The sequence below is a fragment of the Ramlibacter sp. genome (assembly GCF_028291745.1).
In the GTDB taxonomy this organism is placed as follows: domain Bacteria; phylum Pseudomonadota; class Gammaproteobacteria; order Burkholderiales; family Burkholderiaceae_C; genus Ramlibacter.
The window spans coordinates 1-24958 of sequence record NZ_JAQGNQ010000069.1 but is presented as its reverse complement, the minus strand read 5'-3'; the positions used below and the strand labels follow the sequence as shown (position 1 = coordinate 24958).

Sequence of the window (24958 nt, the reverse complement as noted above, 5' to 3'; positions counted from 1 at the left end):
TGAGCCTGTCTCTCTTCGAGCGCACCCCACTGCCCGATCTATTGGCAGCGATCACCCCCGAAGAGGACGAACAAGCGCCGCCGAGCCAGTTTTCACTATTCGAAAAAATCTCCGGACAGTAGTGGGCTTGACCCGCAATCCATGCGGCGCTTGTTCAGACGCCGTCGTGGATCCCGGGTCAAGCCCGGGGTCAAGCCCTGGATGACATCCTCAGGCGCCCCGGATGACTTCCTCTCTTGCGCTTCAAACGAATCGCACCGCCAGCGGCGCCAGCGGCGCATCGAACTCGGCGCGCCACTGCTCGCCGCGATGCACCGGCCAGGCGTCCGTCCAGGTGCCCGTCGTGACCACGTCCCCGGGCTGCAGGTCGGTGGCGCCGGGGCAGTCGCGCAGCGCGGCCAGGAAGTGCGCCAGCGCGTGCAGCGGGCCGTCGAGCACGTTGGCACCGACGCCGGCGTCGACGCGCACCTCTTCGCGCAACAGCGTGATGCGCGCGGCCGCAAGTTGCGCGTCGAAGGCCGCCGCCTCGCGCGGCAGCGATGCAACATCGATCTGGCGGCCGACCAGCAGGCGCGCATGCAGGCCGCTGTCGGCCACCGTGTCGGCGGCGGTGAACTTCCAGTCGCGGCAGTGCGACTGCACGATCTCGAAGCCGGGCGCCAGCCATTCGATGCACGCGAGCAGCTCGTCGAGCCCGGCGCGCGCCGGCGGCGTCGCCTTCAGCCCGAAGACGCATTCGGGTTCGATGCGCGGCTGGCAGCTGCCGGCCAGTGACAGCTCGCCCTCGCCGTCGCAGAAACTCAGGGTGGTGTTCCACACCGTTCCCCAGATCGGCGCGTACACGCCGTACCGGTCCCAGATCGTGCGATTGGTGAAGCCGATCTTGTAGCCGCGCGGCTGCTCGCCGCGGCGCAGGCGCAGCTGCCGCACGCTCAAGGCGCGCTCGTAGGCCAGGCCGACGTCGAGGCCGCTGCCGGCCGGCCACAGGGTGGCCTCGTCGGCGTGTTTCAGCAGGAGTTCGGGCGTCATGGCGGTCACTCGATGCGCGCGCCCGAGGCCTTGACCACCTTGGCCCACTTGCCGGTCTCGGACTGGATCAGGCCGGCCAGCGCCTCGGGCGTGCCGGGACGCGGATCGAGCCCCAGCTTCGCCAGCCGGTCCTTGACGTCCGGCATGGCCAGCACCCGGAGCGTCTCGGCGTTGATGCGCATCTGCACGTCGCGCGGAATGCCGGGCGAGCCGAGCAGGGCGAACCACGAGGTCGCCTCGAAACCGGGCAGCCCCGACTCGGCGATCGTCGGGATGTCGGGTGCGGCGGGAGAGCGCTGCGCGCTGGTCACGGCGATGGCCTTGAGCTTGCCCTCCTGCACCAGCGGCAACGCCGAAGGCATGTTGTCGAAGATCATCTGGATGCGCCCGCCGATCAGGTCGGGGATCGCCTCGGCGCGGCCCTTGTAGGGGATGTGCTGCATCTTCACGCCCGCCAGCGTGTTGAACAGCTCGCCCGAAAGGTGGATCGAGGTGCCGCTGCCCGAGGAGCCGAAGAACAGCTGCTGTTTCTTCGCCAGCGCGATCAGCTCCCGAACGTTGTTGGCCGGCACCTCCTTGTTGACCACCAGCAGGTTCGGCGTCGAAGCCAGGAAGCTGATTGGCGTGAAGTCGCGGACGTTGTCGTAGGGCATGTGCGCATACAGCGCGGGATTGATCGCGTGCGTGCCGACCGTGCCCACCACCAGCGTGTGGCCGTCTCCGGGCGCCTTGGCCACCATGTCGGCGCCGATGTTGCCGCCGGCACCGGGCTTGTTCTCTACCGTGACGGGTTGGCCGAGCCCCGCCCACTTCTCGGCCAGCAGGCGCGCCAGCGTGTCGGGCGCGCCGCCCGGCGGGAAGGTCACGATGATGCGCACCGGCTTGGTCGGCCAGGCGGCCTGGGCGTGGGCCAGGCCCAGCGGCGCGGTGACGGCCAGGGTCAAAGCGGCCAGGGCGGCCAGGACACGAAGGCGCGAACGGGGCATGGAGTCTCCTGCGAAAGCTTCTGTGCTTGCTGCGCGCATTCTGGCGGCGGCATCGGGCGCCGGGAATGCTGGTGTGCCCTAGGGCTCGTTATGCTCGCGGCCATGCAAACACCCAGGATGCCAGCCCCCGAGGAGATCGCCCTGCTGCCGCCCTTCGAGCGGCTGGCGCGCGAGCGCATTGCGCTGGTCGCCACCGAGGCAGAGGCAGAGCGGGCCGCGGCGGCGCTGCTGTCGTCCACGGTCTGGGGATTCGACACCGAGTCCAAGCCGACCTTCCACGCCGGCGAGGCCTCGGAAGGCCCGCACGTGATCCAGCTCGCCATGCCCGAGCAGGCCTTCGTGTTCCAGCTGCACGACGCCGGTTGCCGCGCGATCGCGGGCGAGTTGCTCGCGCGCGCAGGCATCGTCAAGGCGGGCTTCGGCCTGCAGGACGACCAGCGCCGCATCGTCGACAAGCTGGGGGTCGAGCCGCGCGATGTGCTGGATCTCGACACCGTCCTGCGCCAGCGTGGCTATCGCCGGCAGATGGGCACCAAGGCCGCGGTCGCAGTGCTGTTCGGGCGCCGCTTCCTGAAGTCGAAGCGGGCCGCCACCTCGAACTGGTCGCAGCGGCAGTTGAGCGATGCGCAGCTGCTCTACGCGGCGAACGATGCATGGGCGGCGTTGCGGGTTTACCAGGCGCTGGGGCTGCCCATGGCGTGACTACCGGGAGGCGGCGTCGCCTCCCCTCACGGCACCCGCAGCAGGTCCTGCACCTTGCGCAGCAGCACACCGATCAGCACCGGCTTGCGCAGCAGCTCGATGCGTTGCGCCAGCAGGTCGGCATCGGTGGCCTCCTGCGCGTAGCCGGTGATCAGGATGACCTTCAGCTGCGGCCGCGCGCTGCGGGCCGTATCGGCAAGCTGCTTGCCGCTGATGCCACCCGGCAGGCCGATGTCCGACAGCAGCAGGTGCACCGACCCGAGCTCGTCCAACAGGCGGACGCCCTCCGGGCCGGTGGCCGCCGCGTGCACGGTGTAGCCCAGGCCGCGCAGCGCCTCGACGGCCAGCGTGCGCACCACTTCATCGTCCTCGACCACCACGATGGTCTCGCCGCCGCCCCGCGCGATCGCAAGCTCACCGACCGGCAGCGCGGCCGGTCCCTCGCCTTCTTCGGCGCGCACGCGGGGCAGCAGGATGGACACGGTGGTGCCCTCGCCCAGGCGGCTGTCGATCTGCGCCAGCCCGCCGGACTGGCGCGCGAAGCCGTAGACCATCGACAGGCCCAGGCCCGTGCCCTGCCCGATCGGCTTGGTGGTGAAGAAGGGATCGAAGGCGCGGTCGATCACGTCGGCCGGCATGCCGGTGCCCGTGTCGCCGACCGAGATCTTGACGAAGTCGCCGGCCGGCAGCACGTCGTTCGGCCCGACGTGCGTGGCCGGCAGTTGCACGTTCGCGGTGGCGAGCGTCAGCGTGCCGCCTTCAGGCATGGCATCGCGGGCGTTGATGGCCAGATTGAGCAAAGCGCTTTCCAGCTGGTTCGGATCGCAGCGCGTCGCCCAGACCTTTGGCTCCAGTTCCACCGCCAGCACGATGGATTCGCCGCAGGTGCGCCGCACCAGTTCGCGCAAGGACTGCACCAGCTCGTTGGGGTCCACCCGCTGCGGCGCCAGCGGCTGCTGCCGGGCGAACGCGAGCAAGCGGTGGGTCATGGCCGCGGCCCGCTGCGCCGAGTTCATCGCCATGTCGACGAAGCGCGGAATGCCGGCGCTGCGGCCGGTGGACTCCAGCTTGCGGATCACGTCGAGCGCGCCGACGATGCCCTGCAGCATGTTGTTGAAGTCGTGCGCGATGCCGCCCGTGAGCTGGCCGATGGCCTCCATCTTGTGCGCCTGGCGCAACTGCCCTTCGGCCTGCAGCAACTGTTGCGTGCGCAACTGGACCTGCCGCTCCAGTTGCTCGCGCGAGCTGGCCAGCACATCGCGGGCATCGACGATGTCCTGGATGTCCGTGCAGGTGCCGAACCAGCGCACGATGCGCCCCTGCTCGTCCCGCTGCGGCTGCGCCCGCCCGAGCACCCAGCGGTACTCGCCCGAGTGATGCCGCAGCCGGTATTCGATGTGGTACGGCTCGCCGGTGGCCAGGCTGTGCCGCCACACGGCCCACGCCCGCTTGCGGTCGTCCGGGTGGAACACGTCGTTCCAGGCCTGGCCGTCGGTGGAGCCGTAGGGCACGCCGGTGTACTCGTACCAGCGGTCGTTGTAGTAGTCGTGGAAACCGTCGGCGCGGGTCGACCAGATCATCTGGTCGACCGAGTTGGTGATGGCGCGGAACTTGGCCTCGCTCTCGCGCAGCGCGGCCTGCGCCGCCACGCGCTGGGTCGCATCGGTGGCCTGGATGAAGATCCCCGCGACCTGGCCCTGCTCGTCGCGCACCGGCTGGAAGACGAAGTCGACCACCCGCTCGGTCAGCGCACCGTCTCCGTCGTGCACCTGCAGCACGACCTCGGTGCCGACGTGGGCCTCGCCGCTCGCGAACACCTGGTCGAGCGTCGCGACGAAGCCCTGGGCGGCGATCTCGGGCAGGCTCCGGGCCACCGTGCGGCCGACCAGGGCGCGCCGTCCCACCAGCCGCAGGTAGGCGTCGTTGGCGAAGCGGAACTCGTGGCGCGGGCCGGCCAGCCACGCGGCCGCGGCGGGCGCGTCGCGGAACAGGCGCTCGATCTCCTCGATGCCGAAGCGCGAGGGGGCGGCGGTCGCCGCTTGCGGGGCTTCGTCGGCGCGCTCTTTCATTGGATCATCTTCATCAGGCGTCCCAGCAGGTCGTTCACCAGTTCCTGCACGGGATCGTGCGGTGCCGGCTCGCGGGCCTTGGGGCGCGGCCGCGGAATGGCGAACTCCACCCGCGGATCGGCCGCTCGCGTGCGCAGCGCCTGCACGAAGAAGTCGCCCACCATCGGCAGCGCGCTGCGGGCGCCCTCGCCCCAGCCCTGGCCCATGGTGATGCGGCTGTCGTCGAAGCCGACCCAGGCGCCGGCCACCAGTTGCGGGTGCATCAGGATGAACCAGCCGTCGGTGTTCTCCTGCGTCGTGCCGGTCTTGCCCGCCACGTCGGCCTGGATGCCGTAGCGGGTGCGGATTGCGCTGCCCGTGCCCTCGTCGACCACGCCGCGCATCGCGTTCACCAGCTGCAGCGCCTGCGGCCGCGGCATCGCGTCGACCGGCTTGGGCCGCGTCACCAGCAGGAGGGTGTGGCCCTTGCGGTCGTCCACGCGCTGCACCAGCTGCGGCTCGCCCAGGTAGTGGCCCTCGTTGGCGATGCTGCCGTAGGCGGTGACCATCTCGCGCAGCGTCACCGGGCTCGTGCCCAGGGCCAGCGACGGCACCGGTTCCAGCTTGCTCTCGCGCACGCCCAGCGCATAGGCCAGGTCGACCACCCGCGCTGGGCCGATCTTCTGCATCACCTGCGCGGTGATGCTGTTGCGCGAATAGGCCAGGCCGTCGCGCAGCGTCATGGCGCGGTTGCTCGGTGGCGTGGAATCGCGCGGACTCCACACCCCGCCCCCGCGCTCCGGGATCGAAACCGCCTGGTCGAGGAAGGTGTCCTGCGGCGACATTCCTTCCATGAAGGCGGCGCCATACACGAAGGGCTTGAAGGTCGAGCCGGGCTGGCGGCGCGCCTGGTTGACGTGGTCGAACTGCTCCTGCGCGAAGTCGCTGCTGCCCACCCACGCCAGGACCCGCTGGTTGCGCGGATCGATCGCCAGGAAGCCCGCCTGCAAGGCCGGCTTGTCCGCGCCGCGGCGGCGGCTGCCGTCGGCCTGGGCCTGCAGGCTGCGGATCTGGCGCGTGACGGCGGCATTGGCGGCCTTCTGCAGGCGGCTGTCGATGGTGGTGCGCACCACCAGGCCGTCGGCGTAGATGTCGTAGTCCGCGCGATCGGCCCAGGCGATCAGCCACTTGCGCACCTGCTGCGCCACGTGCGGCGCCAGGCCGACCGGCTCCTCCTGCCGCTCGAAGTCCAGCCGCAGCGGGCGCGCGGCCAGCGCCTGCGCGCGCTTCGCATCGAGCTTGCCGTACTTGACCATCTGCGCCAGCACCGTGTTGCGGCGGTCGCGTGCGCGCTCGGGATTGAGCACCGGGTTGTAATAGGCCGTGCCCTTGAGCATGCCGATCAGGGTCGCGCTTTCCAGCACGTCGAGCCGGTCGGCCGACTTGTCGAAGTAGGTGCGCGCGGCCATCTCGATGCCGAACGCGTTGTAGAGGAAGGGGACCGTGTTGAGGTAGGTCTCGAGGATCTCGTCCTTCGAGTAGATCGTCTCGATCTTCAGCGCCGTGATCGCTTCCTTGGCCTTGCGGTTGATCGACACCGCACGGCCGATCTGGTCCGGATAGAGATTGCGCGCCAGCTGCTGCGTGATGGTGGAGCCGCCCTGGCGTTGCCCGCGCACGGTGTTGAGCAGCGCGGAGCCGGTGCGCCGCAGGTCGATGCCGTGGTGCTCGAAGAAGCGGTGGTCCTCGGTGGAGATCAGCGCGTCGATCACCGGCCTGGCGACCTTGTTCAACGGCACCCATTCGCGATGCAGCCGCCGGAATTCGGCCAGCACCACGCCGTCGGCGGAGAGCACGACGGTGGGCACCTCCGACTTCGCCTTGCGCAGGTCGGAGATGCTGGGGGTGAAGGGCAGCAGCGCGAGCAGGTAGGCCAGCACCAGTGCCGGCAGCAGCAGGGCCGCACGCACGGGATGGCGGCGCGCAAGCTCGCGTGCGCGCCGCAGCTGGTCGACGGTCCAGGCCTGGGCCCGGGCAATGGCCGGGTTCATTCGCAACAATCTAGTGGGGGCTGTGGCTGAGTCCTGTAGGACTCAGCCGCGACGGCGCGCTTCAGTGCCCGCCGGTGCGGTTGTGAGGCCCTAGCCACCGGAGCGCTTCACCTGCCAGCCGCGCTGCTGCAGCAGGGCGACGACCTTCTCCACGTGCTCGCCCTGGACCTCGATGTTGCCGTCCTTGACGGTGCCGCCGCTGCCGCAGGCAGCCTTCAGTTCCTGTCCGAGTTTGAGCAGGCCCGCCGCATCGACCGGCGCCCCGCGCACCACGGTCACCGCCTTGCCGCCCCGGCCCTTCGTTTCGCGCTGCACGCGGACGATGCCGTCGCCTTCGGGGGCCGCGGCCTGGCGGCAGGTGCAGTGCGCAAGCGGATGGCGGCAGGCGGGGCACATGCGGCCGTGGTCGGTGGAATAGACCAGCCCGCCGGAGGAACGCGGTTTCATCGGCTCCCAGTATGCCCGCTGCGGCGCCACCGCCCCCCAGCGGCCGGGCGCCTCAGCGCTGCCGCCCGGTGCGCGCCACCAGCCATTCGAGCAGCACCACGCCCGCGGCGATCAGCAAGCTCCACAAGGCGACCGAGGGCGAGACGAAGCTTTGCGCGTAGGCATCGGAGGCGCGCGTGTACGCCTGCAAGGCGAGCTGGGCGCCCTGCACCAGGGGATCCGCGTCGTCCCCCGGCCGCGCGTGGCCGTGGACGAAGCGGCCCGGGGCAGCCTGGCGGTGGGTCAGGATCAAGCAGTCGAGATGGTGGAGCGGGTTCATGGTGCCTCCGGGCCCGGAGCCTGCTCCGGCCTGCCACCACAAGGTAGCACCGCCGCGGCACGCGCCGCATCCGCCGAATGGGGTCGCGTGCTTTGGGGAAATGCCTAGGGCCGATTCAGGCCCCAGGCGCGCGCCGGCAGCAGCGGCGCGCTATGCAATCCGGGCGATGGCGGGAATAGGCATTCTTCCTATGCTTGGCCGCAGATCCGACCGGGAGGCCACGATGAGCGAGGTGTTCAGTACCACCGTCCTGTGCAGCGACTGCGGCGAGCGCCGGCTCGACCTCGAAGGCACGGGCCACCACGTGGTCGACTGCCGGGAAGACCCCGCCCTGGCCAGTTACTGCGTGTTGCGCTACACGCGTCCGAGCGCGTGGACGGCGGGCCCGCCGCCGGCCCTGACGGCCAGCCAGGCGCAGGCCGCGAAAGCCATCGTCAATCTGTTCGAGACCGGCTCGGTGCGGGGCGACTATGGCGCGGTGACGCTGCTGCCCGGCGACACCGGCCGCCTCACCTTCGGCCGCGCGCAGACCACGCTGGGATCGGGCAACCTGCACCTGCTGGCCCAGCGTTACTGCGGCACCGTCGGCGCTCGCTTTGCCGGCCGCCTGCGGGCCTGGCTGCCGGCGCTGGCCGGGCGCAGCTCCGGCGCCGACGAAGACCCGAAGCTGCACAACCTGCTGCGCGCCACCGCCGACGATCCGCTGATGCGCGACGTGCAGGACGCCTTCTTCGACGAGCTGTACTGGGATCCCGCCGTGCGCGCCGCCAGTCGCCTGGGGATCCGCACGCCGCTGGGCATCGCGGTGGTCTACGACAGCTGGGTGCACGGCGCCTGGCCGCTGCTGCGCGATCGCACCCAGGCCGCCGGCGCGCTGGCGCAGGTGGGCGAACACGAGTGGGTGCAGCGCTACCTGCGGCTGCGGGGCGAGTGGTTGGCAACGCACCCGAATGCGCTGCTGCGCGCCACCGTGTACCGCATGGACGCCCTGCAGCGCCTGATCGAACAGGACGCGTGGGCGCTGCCGCTGCCGCTGGTGGTGCGCGGCGAAGAGATCTCGGCCGCTTCGCTGGTGGAACTGCCGCGCGGCTGCCATGACGGCCCCGAGCCGGGCACGCGCGAGCTGGGCCTGCGCTCGCCGCTGCTGCGCGGGCTCGACGTGCGGCTGGTGCAGCTGGCGCTGTCGGACCAGGGCTGCGACGTGCGCGCGGACGGGATCTTCGGCAGCGCCTCGGCGCGCTTCGTGCGGGCGTTCCAGCGCTCTCAGGAACTGCCGGAGACGGGGGCTGCGGATGCGCGATTGATCGAGCGGCTGATCGGCATGGATGGGTGAAGAGATCCGTAGGCTGGGCTTCGCGCAGCGAACCCCAGCGTGGGCCGCAACGCGCGCAATCGCTGGGGTGCCCTTCGGGCAGCCCAGCCTACGAACGCCAATTCAATTACATCGCCGCCGGTAGTTGCACGCGCAACTTTTCGGCCCAGGGCAGCAGCGCCTCCATGATGCCCGGGTGCAGCGTGACCCCGCTCGCGCGCTGTTCCTCGGCGAGCTGGAAGCCGCGCTCGCCGGGCAGGCGCACCGGCCGGCCTGGCTGCGCCGGGCGCGAGGCATGGCATTGGCGCGCGACTTCGTCCATCTGCCGCACGAAGTCGCCGCGGCCGCCGAACGCTTCGGGGTCCATGATCTGCACGAACACCGTCGCGCCCCAGCCCTGCTTCGGATCGGCCCGGCCGAAGCCGGCCAGCCCACCGGTCAGCGCCTCCACCATCAGCGACAAACCGTAGCCCTTGTGCCCGGAGTCGAGCCCGCCCAGCGGCAGGATCGTGCCCTTCGGTTGCGCGACCAGCACCGACGGATCGTCCGAGGGCTGGCCATGGCCATCGATCAGCCAGTGCGCGGGGAGCTTGCCGCCCTCCTGGTGCAGCCGCCCGGTGAGGCCGTTGGTGGTGGCGGAGGTGGAGATGTCCGTCACGATGGGCGCGCCGCTGGTGGGAATGCCGGCGGAGATCGGGTTGGGCGTGAACACGGGGTCGAGCCCGCCAAAGGGCGCCACGCTGGCGGAATTGGCATCGGACGAAGCGAGGATCATCATCAGCCCCTGCTCGGTCGCGCGCTGGTGGAAGGCGGCCAGGCAGGCAATGTGATGACTCTGGCGGATCACGACGGTGCCGGTGCCGCACTGCCTGGCTTTCTCGGTTGCCGCCTTCATCGCCTGCAACACCAGCCAGGGGCCGGGCAGCCGGCGGCCGTGCCAGGTCAGTGCCGCGGGCGTTTCGCGGATCACTTGCGGCTCGCCCTGCACGCACATCGAGCCGGACGCGACCTCACGCAGGTAGGAAGGGAGCAACTGCAGGCCGTGCGTGGTGTGGCCCAGGAGGTCGCCATCGATCAGGATGGCGGCAACTGCCTGCGCCTTGTCCTCGGGCATGCCGGCGGCGGCCAGCGCATCTTGCGCGAAGGTGGTAAGGGCGGAGGCGCTGTAGCGGGGGCGGGTCGGTGTCATGGCAATGGGGTCTGGAGTGCGGCCGCCAGTCTACGGGACTCGCGGCCGCCCCCCGCGTGGCGGCGGCGCAGTTCGCGCAGGCGTTGCTGCTTGGCCAGGCGGGCGCGCCGGTCCTTCTCCAGCATCACCTGGTACATGCGCAGGCCTGGGCACCAGCTGCCCGGCCGATGCGGCACGGCCGCCGCTGCGTCTTGCCGGACACGGCCTGCGCCGCGCTGGGGTTTTGCCGTACCTCAGCGGTGGCTGTGCTGCGGCAGCATCGGCGGATTTGGCGCGAAAAGGAGTCCGTGCGCATGCAATCGCCGTTCTGGCTGTGGCTGTCCTTCGCCCTCATCGCGGTGCTGTTGCTGGTGATCTACTCGATCCGCTGGCACCGCAGCCCGATCACGGCGATCACCTCCGAGTCGACCATCGACAAGCTGATGCCCTCGCTCTCGGGCCTGAGCCTGAGCACCTCGGTCGAGGGCAATCGCGTCGCCGTGCTGGAAAACGGCGCCTTCTTCGACGTGCTGCTGGCGCGCATCGCGGCGGCGCAGTACTCGCTGCACTTCGAGACCTTCCTGTGGAAGCCGGGCGAGCTGGCGGCGCGCGTGGCGGCGGCTTTCATGGAGCGGGCGCGCGCCGGCGTGAAGGTGCGCATCCTGCTCGACGCGCAGGGCTGCAAGCAGATCGAGAAGGACACGGTGGCGCGCCTGCGCGACGCCGGCTGCAACGTCAAGTTCTTCCACAAGCGGTCGCTCTACACGATCGGCGTGCTGAACGATCGCGACCACCGCAAGATCTGCGTGGTCGACGGCCGCGAGGCCTTCGTGGGCGGTCATTGCATCACCGACGACTGGCTGGGCGACGCCGAGGACCACCAGCACTTCTCGGACGTCAGCGTGTGGCTGCACGGGCCCATCGTGCATTCGATCCAGGGCGCCTTCAGCGAGAACTGGGCAGGCGAGACCGGCGAGCTGTTCGTCGGCGACGAGTTCTTCCCGGTGCTGCACAAGGTGGGCGACATCTCCGTCCATGCGGCCTTCGTGAAGCCCGAGAACTCGGCGCCCGCCGTGAAGATCCTGCATCACACCGCGCTGTGCCTGGCACGTAAGCGCATCTGGATCCAGAACCCCTACTTCATCCCGAAGATCGAAGCCATCGAGGCGCTGGGCAACGCCGTCAAGCGCGGCGTGGACGTGCGCGTGCTGATGCCGGCCACCAGCGGCTCCGACTCGCCGACGGTGCAGCACGCCGGCCACCGGCACTTCGAGACGCTGCTGAAGAAAGGCGTGCGCCTGTTCGAGTACCCGCACACCCTGCTGCACCAGAAGATCATGACCATCGACGGCTGCTGGAGCGCCGTGGGCTCGACCAACTTCGACGACCGCTCCTTCGACACCAACGACGAGATCACCCTGGGCATCCTGGACCACGGCATCACAAGGAAGTTCGACGCGATCTTCGAGAAGCACGTGCAGCGGGCGAACGAGATCGAACTGGAGCAATGGCAGCGGCGCGGCTGGCTGCACAAGCTGCACGACAACGCGGCGTATCTGTTGCATGACGTGCTGTGATCGTGTCACGCGCTGCCAGGATGGATGTCATCCCGGGCTCGACCCGGGATCCACCGCGGCGCCGGGCCAGGGCATCTGCCGCCACGCGACAATCGCGCATGTCCTCCGCTACCCCGTCTTCCCCGCTCGCCTCCGACCTCCCGCCTCAAGCCCTGCGCGTCCTCGCGCTTGCCACGCGCCTCACCACCCCCTGCGGCGACGGCGATCTCGTCTGGCACGCATGGGGCAAGGCACACGACGAGCCCCTCGTCCTGCTGCACGGAGGCAGCGGCAGCTGGACCCACTGGATCCGCAACGTCGAAGCCCTCGCCGCGGCCGGCCGCCGCGTGCTGGTGCCGGATCTCCCCGGCTTCGGCGACTCCGCCCGGCCGCCCGACGGACAGGATGCCGATGCCGTCGCGCCCGCCATCGCCGATGGACTGCAGGCGCTGATCGGCACTGCGCCCGTCGATGTGATCGGCTTCTCCTTCGGCGGCCTGTGCGGCGGCCTGCTCGCGGCAGCCCAGCCGGAACGCGTGAAGCGGCTCGTGCTGGTCGGCGCGCCCGGTCTCGGCCTGCGCGACAAGCGCCTGACGCTCACCCCCTGGCGCGGCGTCGAGGACGCGGACAAGCGCACCGCAGCCCACCGCAAGAACCTGGCGACGCTGATGCTGCACAAGCCCGAATCCATCGACGATCTGGCCGTGGCGCTGCAGGCCGCCAACGTCACGCGCGACCGCATGCATCGGCGCCGCCTGGCGCTGACCGACATCCTGGCGCGCACCCTGCCCGCGCTGGCCTGCCCCTTCGACGCGATCTACGGCGAGTGCGACGCGCTGTACGTCGACACCCTGCTTCAATTGCAGGCCGTGTTCCAGACCGCGCCGCGCTTCGGCGAGCTGGTGCTGGTGCCCGGCGCCGGCCACTGGGTGCAGTACGAAGCGCCGGATGCCTTTCAGCGTGAGGCCTTGCGCCTGCTGGCGCCCGCTTGATTCAGGCGCGCCGGCGCGCGCGCAGCCACAGCACGAACAGCAGCACGACCAGCGCCAGGGTGAGCCGGTCGTCCGCGCGGTCGAAGACGCCCTGCCAGTCCGGCCAACGCCAACCGAGCAGGTGCACGGCGGCCAGCAGCAGCAGCACGTGCACCACCGCCGCCACGCCGTCGCCCAGGAAGAAGCCGCGCCAGGGCATGCGCAGCGTGCCGGTCAGAAAGAACAAGGTGCCGCGCTGGCCCACCAGGAAACGCGTGACGAAGGAAGCCGGCAGGGCATGACGCCGCGCGAGATCCTCCATCGCCGGCAGGTGTTGCGGCGGCACCAGACGCGCGGCCCACGGACGGCGCACCCAGCGCGCGCCGTAGTAGTGGCCCGTCCAGAAGGTCAGCGCGTCACCCGCCAGCAGGCCGAGCGCGGCGACGATCACGAAGAGCACGGGATTCAGCGCGCCCGCCAGCGTCTGCTGGGCGGCCGCGATCAGCAGCACGTCCTGCGCGATCGGCGCGCCGATGCCGCACAGGAACAGCAGCGTGAACAGCCAGCCGTAGGCGGGCAGGCCCTGCTGCGCGGTGAGGAAGGTGATGGCGAGGTCGAGGAACAAGGTGGGCGATCGTAGCGGGCCGCAGGACCGGCCGACGTTCAGAGCGCCTTGGCCAGCCGCGCGATCCCTTCCTCGATCTTGTCCACACCCGCCGTCGCGAAACTCAGCCGCAGCGTCGCCGCATCAGGCTCCTTCGCAAAGAACGGGGCGCCGGGCACGAAGGCCACGTTCTGCTCGATCGCCCTCTTGGCGAATACGCTCGCGTCCTTGATCTTGCCCCCGGCACCGGTGAGTCGCGCCCAGAAGAACAGTCCGCCCTGCGGCTCCGTGAACGCGATCGCGTCGCCGAGTTCGCGCTTGAGCGCCTGCGCCATCGCATGCGCCCGCTCGCCGTATTTGCGGCGCACCGTCTTCAGCGTGTCCGGCATGCGGCCGCTCTTGAGGTATTGCGCCGCCGTCGCCTGCGCGAAGGTGCTGGTGTGGGCGTCGCTGAACTGCTTGCACATCGTTGCCTTCGCAAGCAATTCCGGCTGGGCCACCAGCCAGCCCACGCGCAGGCCGGGGCTGAGCACCTTGCTCATGCTGCCGCAGTGGGCGATCCACTCGCGGCTGCCGGGCACTTCCTGCGACAGCGCCAGCAGGCTGGGCGGCGGCGCTTCGCCGAAGTACAGGTCGCCGTAGGGATCGTCCTCGACGATCAGCACCTGGTACTTGACGGCGAGCTCCAGGATCTTGCGGCGCCGCTCCAGCGACAGCAGCGCGCCGCTCGGATTGCCGAAGGTGGGAATCAGGTACACGAACTTCGGCCGGTGCTGCACGATCAGCTGTTCGAGCTTGTCCACCTGCACGCCGTGCGCATCGATGGGCGCGCTCTCGATGTCGGCGCCATAGAGGCGGAAGCACTGGATGGTGGCCAGAAAGGTCGGGCCTTCCACGATCACCTTGTCGCCTTCGCTGATCATCGTCTTGCCCAGCAGGTCCAGCGCCTGCTGGCTGCCGGTGGTGACGATCAGGTCCTGCGGCTCGATGTCGGCCACGCCCTTGTTGCGCTCGAACGCCGCCAGTTGCGTGCGCAACGGCTCGTACCCCTCGGTCGCGCCGTATTGCAGCGCGCCCCCCGCCTCCTCGGCCAGGGCGCGCTGCGAGGCCTCGCGCAGTCCCTCGACGTCGAACATGGCGCTGTCCGGAAAGCCGCCGGCAAAGGAGATGATCCCCGGCTTGCCCAGGAGCTTGAACAGCTCACGGATCGCGGAGGTTTCGACGTTGTTCAGGCGGGTGGCGAATTGGAGGGGCATGGGCGTGTCTCTGGGGTAGGCCGGTCGGGAACAGCCGCTATTTTCCACCCTGCTGCCAAGCGAGCTTGACGCGGTCCAGCGCGCGCTCGACGAGGGCGCCGAATCCGGAGGCTCCGACGGTAGTGAGATGCAGGCGCTGCGTGGCGCGAGTCATCCCCACGTACAGCAGCCGCAGCTCCTCGAGGCGCTGTGCGTGGCCTGTGTCCATCTCGTCGAGGCCGACGAGGAAGACGACCGGGAACTCCAGCCCCTTGCTGCTGTGAAGCGTGGTCAGCGTCACAAATGGCGAGGCGGGGGGCGGCGACTGCCGGCGCTCTCCCCGCGCCAGCGAGCAGGCAATGCCGGCCGCTGCGAGAGCGCTGCGCACCAGCTCGAGGCTGCGCCAGTAACGGGCGAGCACCGCGACGTCGCCCGGCGACCGGCCCTGCGCCACCAGCTCGGTGATGTCGGCCGCGACCTTGGCAGCTTCCTGGCGCCCGCTGTCGAAGCGCAGGAACACCGGCAAGGGTCCACTTCGGCCTGCGGACTGCGGCAGCACCAGCGGCATCTCGTCGTCGGCCCGCGGGTGCTCGCCGTCCAGGACAGCTCCGGCGCATTCCATCGCCAGTGCCAGCACCTCGGTGGTGTTGCGGTAATTGATCTTGAGCACCTCGGTACGGCCCTGCGCTTCGATGCCCAGGCGCGCGAAGTTCATCCTCCGGCGCCGCTTCTGGTAGATGGACTGCGCGTCGTCATACAGGACCAGCAGGGACCTGGTCGTTGGGTCGACCATCTGCGCCGCGGCGGCGAGCCAGTGGTCGGCAAGGTCATGCGCCTCGTCGATCAGGAGCGCCGTGTACTGGCCCTTCGGCACGCGGGCCGAGGTGATGCCTTCGCAGGCGAGCCGCGCCATGGCCTCGTAGTCTTCGCTGGTCAGGGTCCCGGTTCGCACGGGACCGAGCTGGTAGGTGCGGATCAGGTCCATCGCCCATTTGTGGAAGGTGCTCACCTGCACCTGCGGCCCGACGCCGCGCAGCCGCAGCATGGTCTCGATGCGGGTCGCGAGCTCGCGGTTGTAGCAAAGCACCAGGACCGGCTTGTCCTCGCGCGCGCCAGCCGCGAGCTGCGCGGCGCGAAAGACCAGGATCATGGTCTTGCCCGAGCCGGCCGGGCCGTGGATGACGCGGTGCCCTTCGCCCAGCCCGCGTGCCACCGCCTCCTGGTGCAGGTCCATCACCTGCAGCACGTCCTGCACCACGAGCTTGGCCGCCGACGTGTGCAAGGGCAGCGCCTGCTGCGCGCCGACGCGCAACTCCGGGAAGAGCAGCCCGCGCACGATGTTCATCTGCGGCAGCGACAGGGTCGCCTGCCACTGCACGTTGAACATCGCCCAGAGCTTTTCCTGGAAAGCCATCGGGTCGACATCGTCGGCCAGGTCGTCCCACAGCATGACCTTGTGCGGCTCGAAGACCGCGCCGAAGCTCGGATCGTCCGCGACCTCGGAGCGCCGGATGCGACTGAGCACCGCGCCCCAGCCCCAGGGCAACAGCAGCTTGCCGCGGTGCCTGCCGTCCTGGTGCAGCAGTTGCGGGAATTTCTGCAGCTGGTGGGTCACGTCGATGACGTAGCCGCGCGCCTGCGCCACCGGATGGTCGGTGGAGACGATGCCGGTGTCGGTGCGCAGTTGCACATGCATCGGATTGGCATCGACGATGGTCTGCCGGCGCCAGTCCTTCACCTCCAGGACCAGGGAGCCCGCGCAGCGGATGCAGCACGACGAAGTCGGGTTCGCGGCCCGATCCCATGATCGGGATGTTGTGCCAGACCGTGTAGTCGTCCTCCAGGCAGCGCGCGAGCGCCTCGAACACGCGCCGCTCGCCCGAATGGACGCGCTCGCGAACTCTTGTCTTGCCCTGCGGAAAAATGGCCACCGCGAGATCTCCCTCGCGTGCAGTCTAGCGTTCGATGTGATCGAGCCTCGTGGCGCAATTCCGGCCGCTGTGGATCCCGGGTCAAGCCCGGGATGACATCCTTCAGGACATCCTTCGGGATAACTCAGCGCGGCTTGTCCCCGCCCTCCCCCAGCGGCAGCTCGGGCGACGCGATCGGCTTGTCGTCTTCGACCACCTCCAGCCGGCGCTGCTCGCCCCAGCCTTGCGAGGCCATCGCGCGCTCCTGCTGCGGCTCGGGCTGGAAGAAGCGCGCTTCGCCGGATTCGGCGTTGTGGCTCGCGGACATGTCGCCGCGCGCCGTGCCGAAACTGCGCTCGACGGCGCTGGCTTCGCGTTCGGCGATCAGCTCGCGCAGCGGCCGCTCGCCGGCCCGGTGCACCAGATTCAGGTCGCGCGCTTCCATGCCGTGCAGCACGTTCTGCGCGCGTTCCGCGTCCGGCTCGCTGGCCGCTTCGACCAGCACCACGAACAGGCCGCGGTCCACCGCGCTCGCATACGTCTGCGCATGCGGCGCGTGCTTGCCGCCGCCGAACAGGCGCTCGAAGAACGAGAACTTGCCCTTCACGTCCTGGTCGCGCCGCTCGCCGGCGCCGACTTCGCCCATGGGCGTGCCGTCGGCGTGGCGCTGCTCCAGGTGCACTTCGCGCCGGTCGAAGCCGGCCTCCAGCAGCCGGTCGACCGCCTGCTGCGCGAGCGCACGGTCCTCGAAGGTACAGATGGCGGTATGCATGGTTCTCCTTTTCTGGCCGGTCAGATCGGCTTGTCCTTGTCGGCGTAGCGCAGGCCGGGGGCGTGCTCCACTTCGGGGTCGCGCAGGTCGGGTCCGGCGGTCGCGCTGATCCGGTTGGAAGCCATGGCCCGTTCCCCTGCCAGCGAGCCGGTGCCGGCGCCTTCGTAGCTGTCGCTGCCGCGTTCCGTCATGCCGGCCATGCCCGGCTCGCCGCGGCGGGCCACCAGCTCGCGCAGCGGCGTGAGCGCGGGGCGATGCACCACGTTCAGGTCGCGTGCTTCCATGCCGCCCAGCAGCGTGCGCGCGCGCTCCGCGTCGGCCTGGTCGTGCGTGTCCACCACCACGACGTACTTGCCGCCCTGCACGTGCTGCGAATAGGCGTCGACCTGCTCGGACAGATCCACATGGGAGAACAGGTCGCCGAAGAATTGCATGAAGGAGGAAAGCCTGCCGCGGTCCACCGCCACTTCGCGTTCCATGCCGTCCCAGCCGTCGGTGCCCGAGTGGGGGCCCGGGTTGCCCAGGCCCTTGTGCTCGATGTGCAGGTCGTGGCGGGCAAAGCCGGCGCCCATCAGGCTGGCCACCGCCTGTTCGGCGCGCGCCTGGTCGTCGAAGGTGCAGATCGCGGTATGCATGTCGTTCGCTCTCGCCGTGTGCATGTCATTTTCTCCCGTGGCATTGGATTTGTTCCTGTGTAGGCCGGCGCGCGCGGATCAGGTGTCGTCCGGCCGAGGTCGCCCGGGTAGGTGCGGGACTACCCTGTGGCCGCGGGCCGGGCCCTTGCGGCATGCTGCGCCAAATGATCGAGCAGCACCTGGACATCCCCACCGCGGACGGGGCCATGAACAGCTTCGTCGTGCACCCCGAGGAGGGCGGGCCCCATCCGGTCGTGCTCTTCTACATGGACGCGCCGGGCAAGCGCGAGGAACTGCACGACATGGCGCGGCGCCTCGCCAGCGTCGGCTACTACGTCGTGCTGCCCAACCTCTATTACCGCCGCACGCGCGAGTTCGAGCTGATGGAGCGCACGCCCGAAGCCATGAAGGCCATGTTCGAACTGATGGACAGCGTGAGCAATGCCATGACGGTGCGCGACACGCGGGCCATGCTGGCCTTCGTCGACAGCCAGCCGGCGGCGGACGCCAGCCGCATCGGCGCCGTCGGCTACTGCATGAGCGGGCCCTTCGTCTTCGCGGCGGCCGCGGAGTTTCCCGAGCGGCTGCGGGCGATCGCTTCCATCCACGGCGCGCGCATGGTGACCGATCGCGACGACTCGCCGCATCTCATGGCGCCGCGCATCCGCTGCGAAACCTACGTGGCCTGCGCCGAGACCGACATCTGGGCGCCGCCCGAGAAGGTGGCCACGCTGCAGGCGGCGCTGCAAGCGGCCGGCACGCCGCATCGCCTGGAGTGGTATCCCGGCGCGCACCACGGCTTCGTGTTCCCGCGCCGTGCCGGCATCTACCACCAGCCTTCGGCGGAACGGCACTGGGAGCGATTGTTCAACCTGTTCGCCCGCACGCTGACCGCCGCCTGAATCGACTGCCCGCCGCTTGCGCCTTGTTACCGGGCGCATAGTGTCATCACATTACACTGTTCGGCACATGCCGAATGCCCGCTGCATCCTGGTCGCCGATGTCCCCGAGTCCTTTGCGGTGTTCCGGGCCGCACTGGCCGGCAGCTACACCCTGGTGGCCGCCCGCACGCTGGAGCAGGCGCGCACCGCCCTCCTCGAGGGTCCGGAACTGGTGGTCTGCGGCTGCCACTTCGACGAGGGACGCATGTACGACCTGCTGCGTCTCCTGAAGGCAGCCCCCCGCATGGAACGCACTCCTTTCCTGGCGGTGCGCTGCACGCCCGGGGAATTGCTGGACGACGCCCTCTACGAAAGCGTCAAGATCGCCGTGCGCGCGCTCGGCGGCAATGCCTTCGTCGACCTCGTGCGCTGGCAGCAGCGCTGGGGCGCGGCGGAGGCCTCGCATCGCCTCACGCGCCTGGTGGAATCGCTGGTGGAGGCGGGGCCCGACACGACCTGAGCGCGCTGCCCGCAATTAGGGCCTGTTCACAGGCCCTAGCGCGTGACCAGCCAGCGCAGTGCCTGCGCCTCCTCGGAAAACGCGTGCACATCCGAGGCCTCCCGCAGCTGCCCGCCCTGGGTGAGGAAGGCGACCTTGCGCATGCGCGCGAGCACACCCGAGGCCTCGCCGGCCAGCCGGTACTGTTCGTCCTCGTCGAGGCGGGTCTGCAAATGGCGCAGGTCCAGCAGCAGCGTGTCGCGCGGCCAGCTCGGGCTGTCGAATTGCAGCACTTCCAGCAGCGAAAGCAGCCGCCCCAGGCCGCACTCGCCCCGGATGGCGACCCGCGTGCAGGCCCGCTCGTGGGTGACCGTGACCTCGAACTCCATGCACCCACTGTCGCCCCGGTTGGCCGGAAGTCAATGTGCACAAATAGATTTACCGGGCACTTGAAACACGGTTTGCGGCAGCTTCGCGTCGACAACACGCAGTTACAGAGCCTGACGGCATGAGGCCCACAACTATGCCCGCGCTGAGTCGCTGCCGCGGTGAAGTTCCGCGCTGTAGATCGTAAGACTGCATCGCGCTGCCGGCAGCTGGCAGGTGTGTAAAGCTTCCAGAAAGCTTCGGGCTTGCTGGCAGCCGCCGCCACTTCGCGCCCGCCGCATCTTGCCTTCGGTCATCATGCAAACACAACAAGGGACCAGGGAAGCACCGAGCCAAGGACTTCCTGAATGCAAAGTTTCGACGATCCCCCCGCAAGGCATGCCGTCGGCGCCACCGAGGGCACGCCGGCGTCGCAAATGTTCCGCAGCCGCACGCAGCGGCAGACGCAGGCGCACCTGCGCGCGACCCTCGACAGCCTGACCGACGGCTTCCTCACCCTCGACCGGCAGTGGCGCATCACCTATGCCAATCCGGCCGCCGAGGCGATCCTGGGCATGGCGACGGACACCCTCGTCGGGCAGATGATGTGGGATGCCTTTCCGGGTGCCGAGCACGGCCAGTTCGGGCAGCACTATCGCGAGGCGATGGCGCACGCACGGGTCGTGCGCTTCGAGGCCGAGTACCCGCCGCTGTCGATGTGGTTCCGGGTCAGTGCCTTTCCCTCGCCCGAGGGGATCGCCATTTCTTTCACCGACATCACCGCCGCGCGCGAGACGCGCGAGCGGCTGCTGGTGGACAACGCGGACCTGGAGCGGCGCGTGCGGGAACGCACCGAGGACCTGCGACGCATGAACGAGGAACTGGCGTACTTCACGTCGGCCGTGACGAACGACCTGCGGGCGCCACTGGCCCACGTGGACGGCTTCAGTCGCGCCCTGTCGGAGCGGCTGCCCCCGGGAGCGGACGCGCAGCTGCATCACTATGCGGCCCGCGTGCGCGCCGGCGTCGCCCGGATGGAAGGCCTGCTCGACGCCCTGCTGCAGCTGTCGCACATCGGCCGCAGCGAGCTGTCGCCGCGGAACGTGGACCTGAGCGCCATTGCGCGCGACACCGTCGACGTGCTCTGGAGCCGCCAACCCGGCCGGCCCGCGCAAGTGGAGGTGCAGGAAGGACTGCGGGCGTGGGGCGATGCGCGCCTGCTGCGCACGATGCTGGAGCACCTGGTGGCGACCGCGTGGAAGTCCAGTGCCTGCCGCCAGCCCGCACGCATCGCCATCGGCCAGCGGCCGTACGGCGCCTTCTACGTGCAGGACAACGGGCCGGGTCTGGCCGAGGCGCGGGTGGCGGAACTGTTCGCGCCCTCGCGTCGCCTGGACGGCACGCAAGACGCCGACGGCATCGGCATCGCCGTGGCCATCGCCCGCCGCGTGGTCGAACGCCACGGCGGCAGGATCTGGGCCGAGAGCGTGCCCGGCGCCGGCACGACCTTCTGCTTCCGGCTGCCCTAGAAGCCTGCCGCCAAGCCGTCGCGCCGGGCATCGGAGGCGACGACGTAGCCCTCCTTCTTCGGATCGCCCATGCGCCAGATGAACTGGCCGGCGCCGAAGTCCTGGTAGCTGTCGTTGATCACTTCCATGCGGTGGCCGCGACCCTGCAGCGCCTGCACGACGGCCGGATCCATCTGGTGTTCGACGTTGATTTCCAGCCCGCTGTTGAAGCGCCAGCGCGGTGCGTCGCACGCGGCCTGCGGGTTCTGCTGGTAGTCGAGCATGCGCACCAGCGTCTGCATGTGGCCCTGCGGCTGCATGTTGCCGCCCATCACGCCGAAGCTCATGACCGGTGCGCCGTCCTTGGTGAGAAAGGCCGGGATGATCGTGTGGAACGGACGCTTGCCCGGCGCGACCTGGTTGGCGCCCGGACGCAGGCTGAAGCCGTGGCCGCGGTTCTGCAGGCTGATGCCGAACGTGGGCTCGACGCAACCCGAACCGAAGCCCATGTAGTTGCTCTGGATGAAGCTGACCATCATCCCGTTCTCGTCGGCGGCGGTCAGGTAGATGGTGCCGCCCTTGACGGGGTTGCCGGCCTGGAAGTCCTGCGCGCGCTTCATGTCGATCATCCGCGCGCGGCTGGCGAGATAAGCGCGATCCAGCATCTGCGCCGGCGTCACTTCCATGGACTTGAGTTCGGCGCAGTACTGGTAGACGTCGGCAAAGGCCAGCTTCATCGCCTCGATCTGCAGGTGCTGCGAGTCGGCGCTGTCGACCTTGTGCGAGGCCAGGTCGAACTGGTCGAGGATGCCCAGAGCGATCAGCGCGGCGATGCCCTGCCCGTTCGGCGGGATCTCGTGCAGCGTGTAGCCGCGGTAGTTCTTGGCAATCGGCTCCACCCACTCCGGCTGGAAGGACGCGAAGTCCTGCACCGTGTGCACGCCGCCATTCTCCCTGCTGAAGCGGGCGAGCGCCTCGGCGATCTCACCGCCGTAGAAGGCCTTGCCGCGCGTCTGCGCGATCAGGCGCAGCCCGCGCGCGGCGGCCGGGAACTGGAACAGTTCGCCCACGCGCGGCGCCCGGCCCCAGGGCAGGAAGCTCTGCGCAAATCCGGGCAGGCTGCCCAGCTCGGGCGTCGCCGCCGCCCACTTCTGCTGCACGACGACGGGCAGCAGGTAGCCGCGCTCGGCGATCTCGATGGCGGGCTCCAGCAGGTCCGCGAACGGCAGCTTGCCATGGCGCTCGGACAGCGCCACCCAGGTGGCGACGGCGCCCGGCACCGTGGCCGAATCGATGCCGCGCTTGGGCGGGGTCCTGGCGTCGGCGCCGTGCTTCTTGTGGAAGTACTCCGGCGTCCAGCCGGCCGGCGCGTGGCCGGAGCCGTTGATGCCCTGCAGTTCCTTGCCGTCCCAGAGGATGGCGAAGGCGTCGCTGCCCAGGCCGTTGCTCACCGGCTCGCAGATCGTCATGGCCGCCGCCGCGGCAATCGCGGCATCGACGGCATTGCCGCCCTTCCACAACATGCGCAGGCCGGCCTGCGCCGCCAGCGGATGCGAAGTGGAGACGACGTTGCGCGCGAACACCGGGATGCGCGTGCTCGGGTAGGGGTTCTCGAAATTGAATTGCGTGCTCATGACGGCCTCATTCCAGGGTCAGCTTCTGTTCGGTGATGATCGTCTTCCATTTGGCGCGGTCCTTCTCGACGACCTGCGCGAACTGCTGCGGGGTTCCGCCGGCGCGTTCGATCCCGAACTTCGCCAGCGTCGCCTGCACGTCCTTGTCCTGCAGCGCCTCGTTCACCGCGGTGTTGACGCGCTTGACCACATCGGCCGGCAGCCCCTTGGGCCCGTACAGGCCGAACCACACGACCGACTCGAAGCCGGGAATGGTCTCGGACACCGCAGGCAGGTTGGGCAACAGCGGCGAGCGCTTGAGGCTGGTGACGGCCAGCGCGCGCAGGTGTCCGGCCTGCACGTGCGGCAGGCCCGTGGGCATCGAGTCGAACAGCAGGTGCACCTTGCCGCTCATGAGGTCGGGCATGGCGAGCGCGGTGCCCTTGTACGCGACGTGCGTGAGATCCACCTTGGCTTCGGCCTTCAGGTATTCGGCCGTCAGCTGCACCACCGTGCCCGGGCCACTGCTGGCGTAGTTCAGCTTGCCCGGGTTCTTGCGGGCGTAGGCGATCCACTCCTTCACGTCCTTGGCCGGCGTGTCGTTCGGCACCAGCATCAGGTTGGGCGCGTCGCCCACGTGCACGATGGGCGTGAAGCTGCTCACCGTGTCGTAGGGCAGCTTCATGCCGAAAGCGGGGGCGACCGAGTGCGTGCTGCTGGTGCCGAGCAGCAGCGTGTAGCCGTCAGCCGGCGCGCGCGCCGCGAAATCGGCGCCGATGGCGCCGCCGGCACCAGGCTTGTTGTCGATGACGATGGTCTGGCCCAGCCGCTCGCCGAGCTTGGCGGACAGGGCACGCGCGAAGACATCGGTGGGGCCGCCCGCGGGGAACGGCACGACCAGGTGCATGGGCTTGTTGGGATAGCTCTGCGCCTGCGCGAGCGGCGCCAGCACCGCGCACAAGGCGAGCAGGAGGGAGGCAGGAAGCTTGGACATGATGCGCCATCATAAGAACCGCCACCCGAAAGCAAAAGCGAAAGCTGCTTTAGCGAGACTAAAGCATTGGTTTAGTATGGCCCATGAGCAGCATCCGGCTTCTGCGGACTTTCTCGGCGGTGGCGAGCGAAGGCTCGTTTGCAGCGGCGGCCGCGCGCGTGGCGCTGACCCAGGCGGCCGTCGGCCAGCAGATGCGCGCGCTCGAGGGCACGCTGCGCCGCCCTCTCTTCGAACGCCAGGGCAAGGTGGTGGTGCTGAACGAGGCCGGGCGCGACCTCGTGCCGCAGGTGCGCCGGCTGCTTGCCACCTGGGACCAGATGTTGGCCGGCCCGGAAGGCGCACAGGCGATGGCGGGCACGGTGCACCTGGGCGCGGTGGTCTCGGCCATTCGCCCGCTGATCCGCGCGACCGTGACGCTGAAGGCGCGTCATCCCGACCTGGACCTGCATGTGCTGGCCGCCAAGTCGATCGAGCTGATCGAGCGCGTGCAGTCCGGCCAGCTCGATGCGGCCATTGCCGTGCGCGAGCCGGGCCTGGGCTCCGATCTCGCGTGGACGCCGCTCTATGCCGAGCCCATGGTGCTGATCGCGCCGCGCAAGCTCGAGGGCAGCAGCCCGCGCCTGATCCTGCAGCGCCAGCCCTTCATCCGCTTCGACCCGGCGCAGCACACCGGCCGGCTGGTGGAGCGCACGCTACGGCGCGTGCGCGTCAAGCCGCAGGAGTTCCTGGAACTGAATGCGCTGGAGAGCATCCTGGACCTGGTGCGCTCGGGCCTGGGCGTCGCGGTGGTGCCGCTGCTGCGCGATGCGCGCTGGCACACGGATGCGAAGCTGCGCGTGATCGAAATCCCGCGCGCCGAAGAACGCAGGATCGCGCTGGTGCAGCGGCGCGACGCGGCCAAGGGCCACATCGTGGCGGCGCTGGTGCGGGAGTTCCAGGGCAAGTTGCCTGGGTGACCGGATGCCGTTGCGCGATGTCCAGGAGGATGTCATTGCGGGTTCGACCCGGTTCGACCCGCAATCCACGAGGGCGCTGGTGCCGGCGCTGCGTGGATCCCGGGTCGAGCCCCACTGCTGTCCGGAATAGCACGTTCCAGCATCTCCCTGTTCAGACGGCGGAAGAGGACAGGCGTCGTGCGCGGACTTGAAAAGGCGCTGGTGTCAGTGCGCCACGACAAGCAACCGGGGCGGCAAAGCCGCATGCGGGCGGGCTGCGGCGCGCGCCGTGGCGTCCCGATCGCGTGAACGCGATCGGGCAAACCTGCGCTGGCCGGTCTTGCGGCCCCCGCGGCCGAACTCGCTGCGAGTTTGACTGCTGCGCAGCCAAACTCTCCGCTCGATCACACGTCCGCG

23 protein-coding genes and 2 pseudogenes are annotated in these 24958 nt (G+C 69.6%); 8 read left to right on the top strand and 17 right to left on the bottom strand.

Features of this window, described 5'->3' with window-relative positions:
• Window positions 1-243: 243 nt before the first annotated feature.
• On the bottom strand, window positions 244-1029 hold the full coding sequence (locus JWP60_RS13390; RefSeq protein ID WP_299791935.1) for a hydratase: 786 nt from the start codon (window positions 1027-1029) through the stop codon (window positions 244-246).
• Window positions 1030-1034: 5 nt separating this feature from the next.
• A complete protein-coding gene (locus JWP60_RS13385) occupies window positions 1035-2015 on the bottom strand; it encodes a tripartite tricarboxylate transporter substrate binding protein (RefSeq protein ID WP_299791932.1) in 981 nt (326 codons plus the stop codon).
• Between the two features lie 102 nt (window positions 2016-2117).
• Between JWP60_RS13385 and JWP60_RS13380 the strand changes: the two genes are divergently transcribed.
• Window positions 2118-2717 carry a 3'-5' exonuclease gene (locus JWP60_RS13380; RefSeq protein WP_299791929.1) on the top strand — a complete coding sequence of 200 codons (600 nt, stop codon included), beginning with the start codon at window positions 2118-2120 and terminating at the stop codon, window positions 2715-2717.
• Window positions 2718-2743: 26 nt separating this feature from the next.
• On the opposite strand, the gene JWP60_RS13375 is transcribed toward JWP60_RS13380, so the two are convergent.
• From JWP60_RS13375 to JWP60_RS13360, 4 genes are all read right to left on the bottom strand, one after another.
• Window positions 2744-4786 (bottom strand): hybrid sensor histidine kinase/response regulator, encoded by a 2043-nt coding sequence (locus JWP60_RS13375; RefSeq protein WP_299791926.1) that lies wholly within the window; start codon window positions 4784-4786, stop codon window positions 2744-2746.
• Window positions 4783-6816: a transglycosylase domain-containing protein gene (locus JWP60_RS13370; RefSeq protein WP_299791923.1), complete on the bottom strand. Its 2034-nt coding sequence runs from the start codon at window positions 6814-6816 to the stop codon at window positions 4783-4785. Before JWP60_RS13370 ends, JWP60_RS13375 begins: the two co-directional genes overlap by 4 nt.
• 90 nt (window positions 6817-6906) lie before the next feature.
• Complete coding sequence (locus tag JWP60_RS13365) at window positions 6907-7263, bottom strand: translation initiation factor Sui1 (RefSeq protein WP_299791920.1); 357 nt, start codon at window positions 7261-7263, stop codon at window positions 6907-6909.
• 52 nt (window positions 7264-7315) lie between these two features.
• Entirely contained in the window at window positions 7316-7582 is a 267-nt protein-coding gene (locus tag JWP60_RS13360; protein ID WP_299791917.1) for a hypothetical protein, read from the bottom strand.
• A 223-nt stretch (window positions 7583-7805) separates the two neighbouring features.
• Between JWP60_RS13360 and JWP60_RS13355 the strand changes: the two genes are divergently transcribed.
• Complete coding sequence (locus JWP60_RS13355; RefSeq protein WP_299791914.1) at window positions 7806-8915, top strand: peptidoglycan-binding protein; 1110 nt, start codon at window positions 7806-7808, stop codon at window positions 8913-8915.
• 106 nt (window positions 8916-9021) lie between these two features.
• Here JWP60_RS13355 and JWP60_RS13350 read toward each other — a convergent pair whose 3' ends face one another.
• Both JWP60_RS13350 and JWP60_RS13345 read right to left on the bottom strand, forming a co-directional pair.
• On the bottom strand, window positions 9022-10083 hold the full coding sequence (locus JWP60_RS13350; protein WP_299791911.1) for an Ldh family oxidoreductase: 1062 nt from the start codon (window positions 10081-10083) through the stop codon (window positions 9022-9024).
• A gap of 59 nt (window positions 10084-10142) precedes the next feature.
• Window positions 10143-10229 (bottom strand): annotated as a pseudogene (locus JWP60_RS13345) (MBL fold metallo-hydrolase); the annotation flags it as partial.
• A 147-nt stretch (window positions 10230-10376) separates the two neighbouring features.
• On the opposite strand from JWP60_RS13345, the gene JWP60_RS13340 reads away from it, so the two are divergent.
• Both JWP60_RS13340 and JWP60_RS13335 read left to right on the top strand, forming a co-directional pair.
• Window positions 10377-11639 carry a phospholipase D-like domain-containing protein gene (locus JWP60_RS13340; protein WP_299791908.1) on the top strand — a complete coding sequence of 421 codons (1263 nt, stop codon included), beginning with the start codon at window positions 10377-10379 and terminating at the stop codon, window positions 11637-11639.
• 98 nt (window positions 11640-11737) lie between these two features.
• Window positions 11738-12610, top strand: coding sequence for an alpha/beta hydrolase (locus JWP60_RS13335; protein ID WP_299791905.1), 873 nt, complete (start codon window positions 11738-11740; stop codon window positions 12608-12610).
• Between the two features lies 1 nt (window position 12611).
• Here JWP60_RS13335 and JWP60_RS13330 read toward each other — a convergent pair whose 3' ends face one another.
• The 6 genes and pseudogenes from JWP60_RS13330 to JWP60_RS13310 all read right to left on the bottom strand — a co-directional run bounded on the left by JWP60_RS13330 (window position 12612) and on the right by JWP60_RS13310 (window position 17769).
• A complete protein-coding gene (locus JWP60_RS13330; RefSeq protein WP_299791902.1) occupies window positions 12612-13214 on the bottom strand; it encodes a VTT domain-containing protein in 603 nt (200 codons plus the stop codon).
• Window positions 13215-13252: 38 nt separating this feature from the next.
• Window positions 13253-14449, bottom strand: a complete 1197-nt coding sequence (locus JWP60_RS13325) for a PLP-dependent aminotransferase family protein (RefSeq protein ID WP_299791899.1) — start codon at window positions 14447-14449, stop codon at window positions 13253-13255.
• A gap of 37 nt (window positions 14450-14486) precedes the next feature.
• On the bottom strand, window positions 14487-16166 hold the full coding sequence (locus JWP60_RS13320; protein WP_299791896.1) for a 3'-5' exonuclease: 1680 nt from the start codon (window positions 16164-16166) through the stop codon (window positions 14487-14489).
• A 37-nt stretch (window positions 16167-16203) separates the two neighbouring features.
• A pseudogene (locus JWP60_RS26770) lies at window positions 16204-16359 on the bottom strand (nuclease-related domain-containing protein); the annotation flags it as partial.
• Between the two features lie 124 nt (window positions 16360-16483).
• Entirely contained in the window at window positions 16484-17110 is a 627-nt protein-coding gene (locus JWP60_RS13315; protein ID WP_299791894.1) for a hypothetical protein, read from the bottom strand.
• 20 nt (window positions 17111-17130) lie between these two features.
• On the bottom strand, window positions 17131-17769 hold the full coding sequence (locus JWP60_RS13310; RefSeq protein WP_299791891.1) for a hypothetical protein: 639 nt from the start codon (window positions 17767-17769) through the stop codon (window positions 17131-17133).
• A 140-nt stretch (window positions 17770-17909) separates the two neighbouring features.
• Between JWP60_RS13310 and JWP60_RS13305 the strand changes: the two genes are divergently transcribed.
• The gene (locus JWP60_RS13305; RefSeq protein ID WP_299791888.1) at window positions 17910-18647 is read left to right on the top strand and encodes a dienelactone hydrolase family protein; all 738 of its coding nucleotides are present in this window, start codon (window positions 17910-17912) and stop codon (window positions 18645-18647) included.
• Between the two features lie 67 nt (window positions 18648-18714).
• Window positions 18715-19146 carry a hypothetical protein gene (locus JWP60_RS13300; protein ID WP_299791885.1) on the top strand — a complete coding sequence of 144 codons (432 nt, stop codon included), beginning with the start codon at window positions 18715-18717 and terminating at the stop codon, window positions 19144-19146.
• Window positions 19147-19181: 35 nt separating this feature from the next.
• Here JWP60_RS13300 and JWP60_RS13295 read toward each other — a convergent pair whose 3' ends face one another.
• Window positions 19182-19514, bottom strand: a complete 333-nt coding sequence (locus tag JWP60_RS13295; protein ID WP_299791882.1) for a hypothetical protein — start codon at window positions 19512-19514, stop codon at window positions 19182-19184.
• 345 nt (window positions 19515-19859) lie between these two features.
• Between JWP60_RS13295 and JWP60_RS13290 the strand changes: the two genes are divergently transcribed.
• Window positions 19860-21020 carry an ATP-binding protein gene (locus JWP60_RS13290; protein WP_299791879.1) on the top strand — a complete coding sequence of 387 codons (1161 nt, stop codon included), beginning with the start codon at window positions 19860-19862 and terminating at the stop codon, window positions 21018-21020.
• On the opposite strand, the gene JWP60_RS13285 is transcribed toward JWP60_RS13290, so the two are convergent.
• A complete protein-coding gene (locus JWP60_RS13285) occupies window positions 21017-22633 on the bottom strand; it encodes a gamma-glutamyltransferase family protein (RefSeq protein ID WP_299791876.1) in 1617 nt (538 codons plus the stop codon). The two genes, JWP60_RS13290 and JWP60_RS13285, sit on opposite strands and share 4 nt — an antisense overlap.
• Before the next feature lie 7 nt (window positions 22634-22640).
• Window positions 22641-23606: a tripartite tricarboxylate transporter substrate binding protein gene (locus JWP60_RS13280; protein ID WP_299791873.1), complete on the bottom strand. Its 966-nt coding sequence runs from the start codon at window positions 23604-23606 to the stop codon at window positions 22641-22643.
• 83 nt (window positions 23607-23689) lie between these two features.
• Between JWP60_RS13280 and JWP60_RS13275 the strand changes: the two genes are divergently transcribed.
• Entirely contained in the window at window positions 23690-24562 is an 873-nt protein-coding gene (locus tag JWP60_RS13275) for a LysR family transcriptional regulator (protein WP_299791870.1), read from the top strand.
• The last annotated feature ends 396 nt before the right edge of the window (window positions 24563-24958 follow it).

Coding starts and splice junctions, on each gene's coding strand:
- JWP60_RS13340 (WP_299791908.1), top strand. CDS start 10,377: ATGCAATCGCCGTTCTGGCTGTGGCTGTCCTTCGCCCTCATCGCGGTG.
- JWP60_RS13290 (WP_299791879.1), top strand. CDS start 19,860: ATGCAAAGTTTCGACGATCCCCCCGCAAGGCATGCCGTCGGCGCCACC.
- JWP60_RS13370 (WP_299791923.1), bottom strand. CDS start 6,816: ATGAACCCGGCCATTGCCCGGGCCCAGGCCTGGACCGTCGACCAGCTG.
- JWP60_RS13275 (WP_299791870.1), top strand. CDS start 23,690: ATGAGCAGCATCCGGCTTCTGCGGACTTTCTCGGCGGTGGCGAGCGAA.
- JWP60_RS13355 (WP_299791914.1), top strand. CDS start 7,806: ATGAGCGAGGTGTTCAGTACCACCGTCCTGTGCAGCGACTGCGGCGAG.
- JWP60_RS13285 (WP_299791876.1), bottom strand. CDS start 22,633: ATGAGCACGCAATTCAATTTCGAGAACCCCTACCCGAGCACGCGCATC.
- JWP60_RS13360 (WP_299791917.1), bottom strand. CDS start 7,582: ATGAACCCGCTCCACCATCTCGACTGCTTGATCCTGACCCACCGCCAG.
- JWP60_RS13335 (WP_299791905.1), top strand. CDS start 11,738: ATGTCCTCCGCTACCCCGTCTTCCCCGCTCGCCTCCGACCTCCCGCCT.
- JWP60_RS13305 (WP_299791888.1), top strand. CDS start 17,910: ATGATCGAGCAGCACCTGGACATCCCCACCGCGGACGGGGCCATGAAC.
- JWP60_RS13375 (WP_299791926.1), bottom strand. CDS start 4,786: ATGAAAGAGCGCGCCGACGAAGCCCCGCAAGCGGCGACCGCCGCCCCC.
- JWP60_RS13365 (WP_299791920.1), bottom strand. CDS start 7,263: ATGAAACCGCGTTCCTCCGGCGGGCTGGTCTATTCCACCGACCACGGC.
- JWP60_RS13300 (WP_299791885.1), top strand. CDS start 18,715: ATGCCGAATGCCCGCTGCATCCTGGTCGCCGATGTCCCCGAGTCCTTT.
- JWP60_RS13315 (WP_299791894.1), bottom strand. CDS start 17,110: ATGCATACCGCCATCTGTACCTTCGAGGACCGTGCGCTCGCGCAGCAG.
- JWP60_RS13280 (WP_299791873.1), bottom strand. CDS start 23,606: ATGTCCAAGCTTCCTGCCTCCCTCCTGCTCGCCTTGTGCGCGGTGCTG.
- JWP60_RS13325 (WP_299791899.1), bottom strand. CDS start 14,449: ATGCCCCTCCAATTCGCCACCCGCCTGAACAACGTCGAAACCTCCGCG.
- JWP60_RS13380 (WP_299791929.1), top strand. CDS start 2,118: ATGCAAACACCCAGGATGCCAGCCCCCGAGGAGATCGCCCTGCTGCCG.
- JWP60_RS13295 (WP_299791882.1), bottom strand. CDS start 19,514: ATGGAGTTCGAGGTCACGGTCACCCACGAGCGGGCCTGCACGCGGGTC.
- JWP60_RS13390 (WP_299791935.1), bottom strand. CDS start 1,029: ATGACGCCCGAACTCCTGCTGAAACACGCCGACGAGGCCACCCTGTGG.
- JWP60_RS13385 (WP_299791932.1), bottom strand. CDS start 2,015: ATGCCCCGTTCGCGCCTTCGTGTCCTGGCCGCCCTGGCCGCTTTGACC.
- JWP60_RS13310 (WP_299791891.1), bottom strand. CDS start 17,769: ATGCACACGGCGAGAGCGAACGACATGCATACCGCGATCTGCACCTTC.
- JWP60_RS13350 (WP_299791911.1), bottom strand. CDS start 10,083: ATGACACCGACCCGCCCCCGCTACAGCGCCTCCGCCCTTACCACCTTC.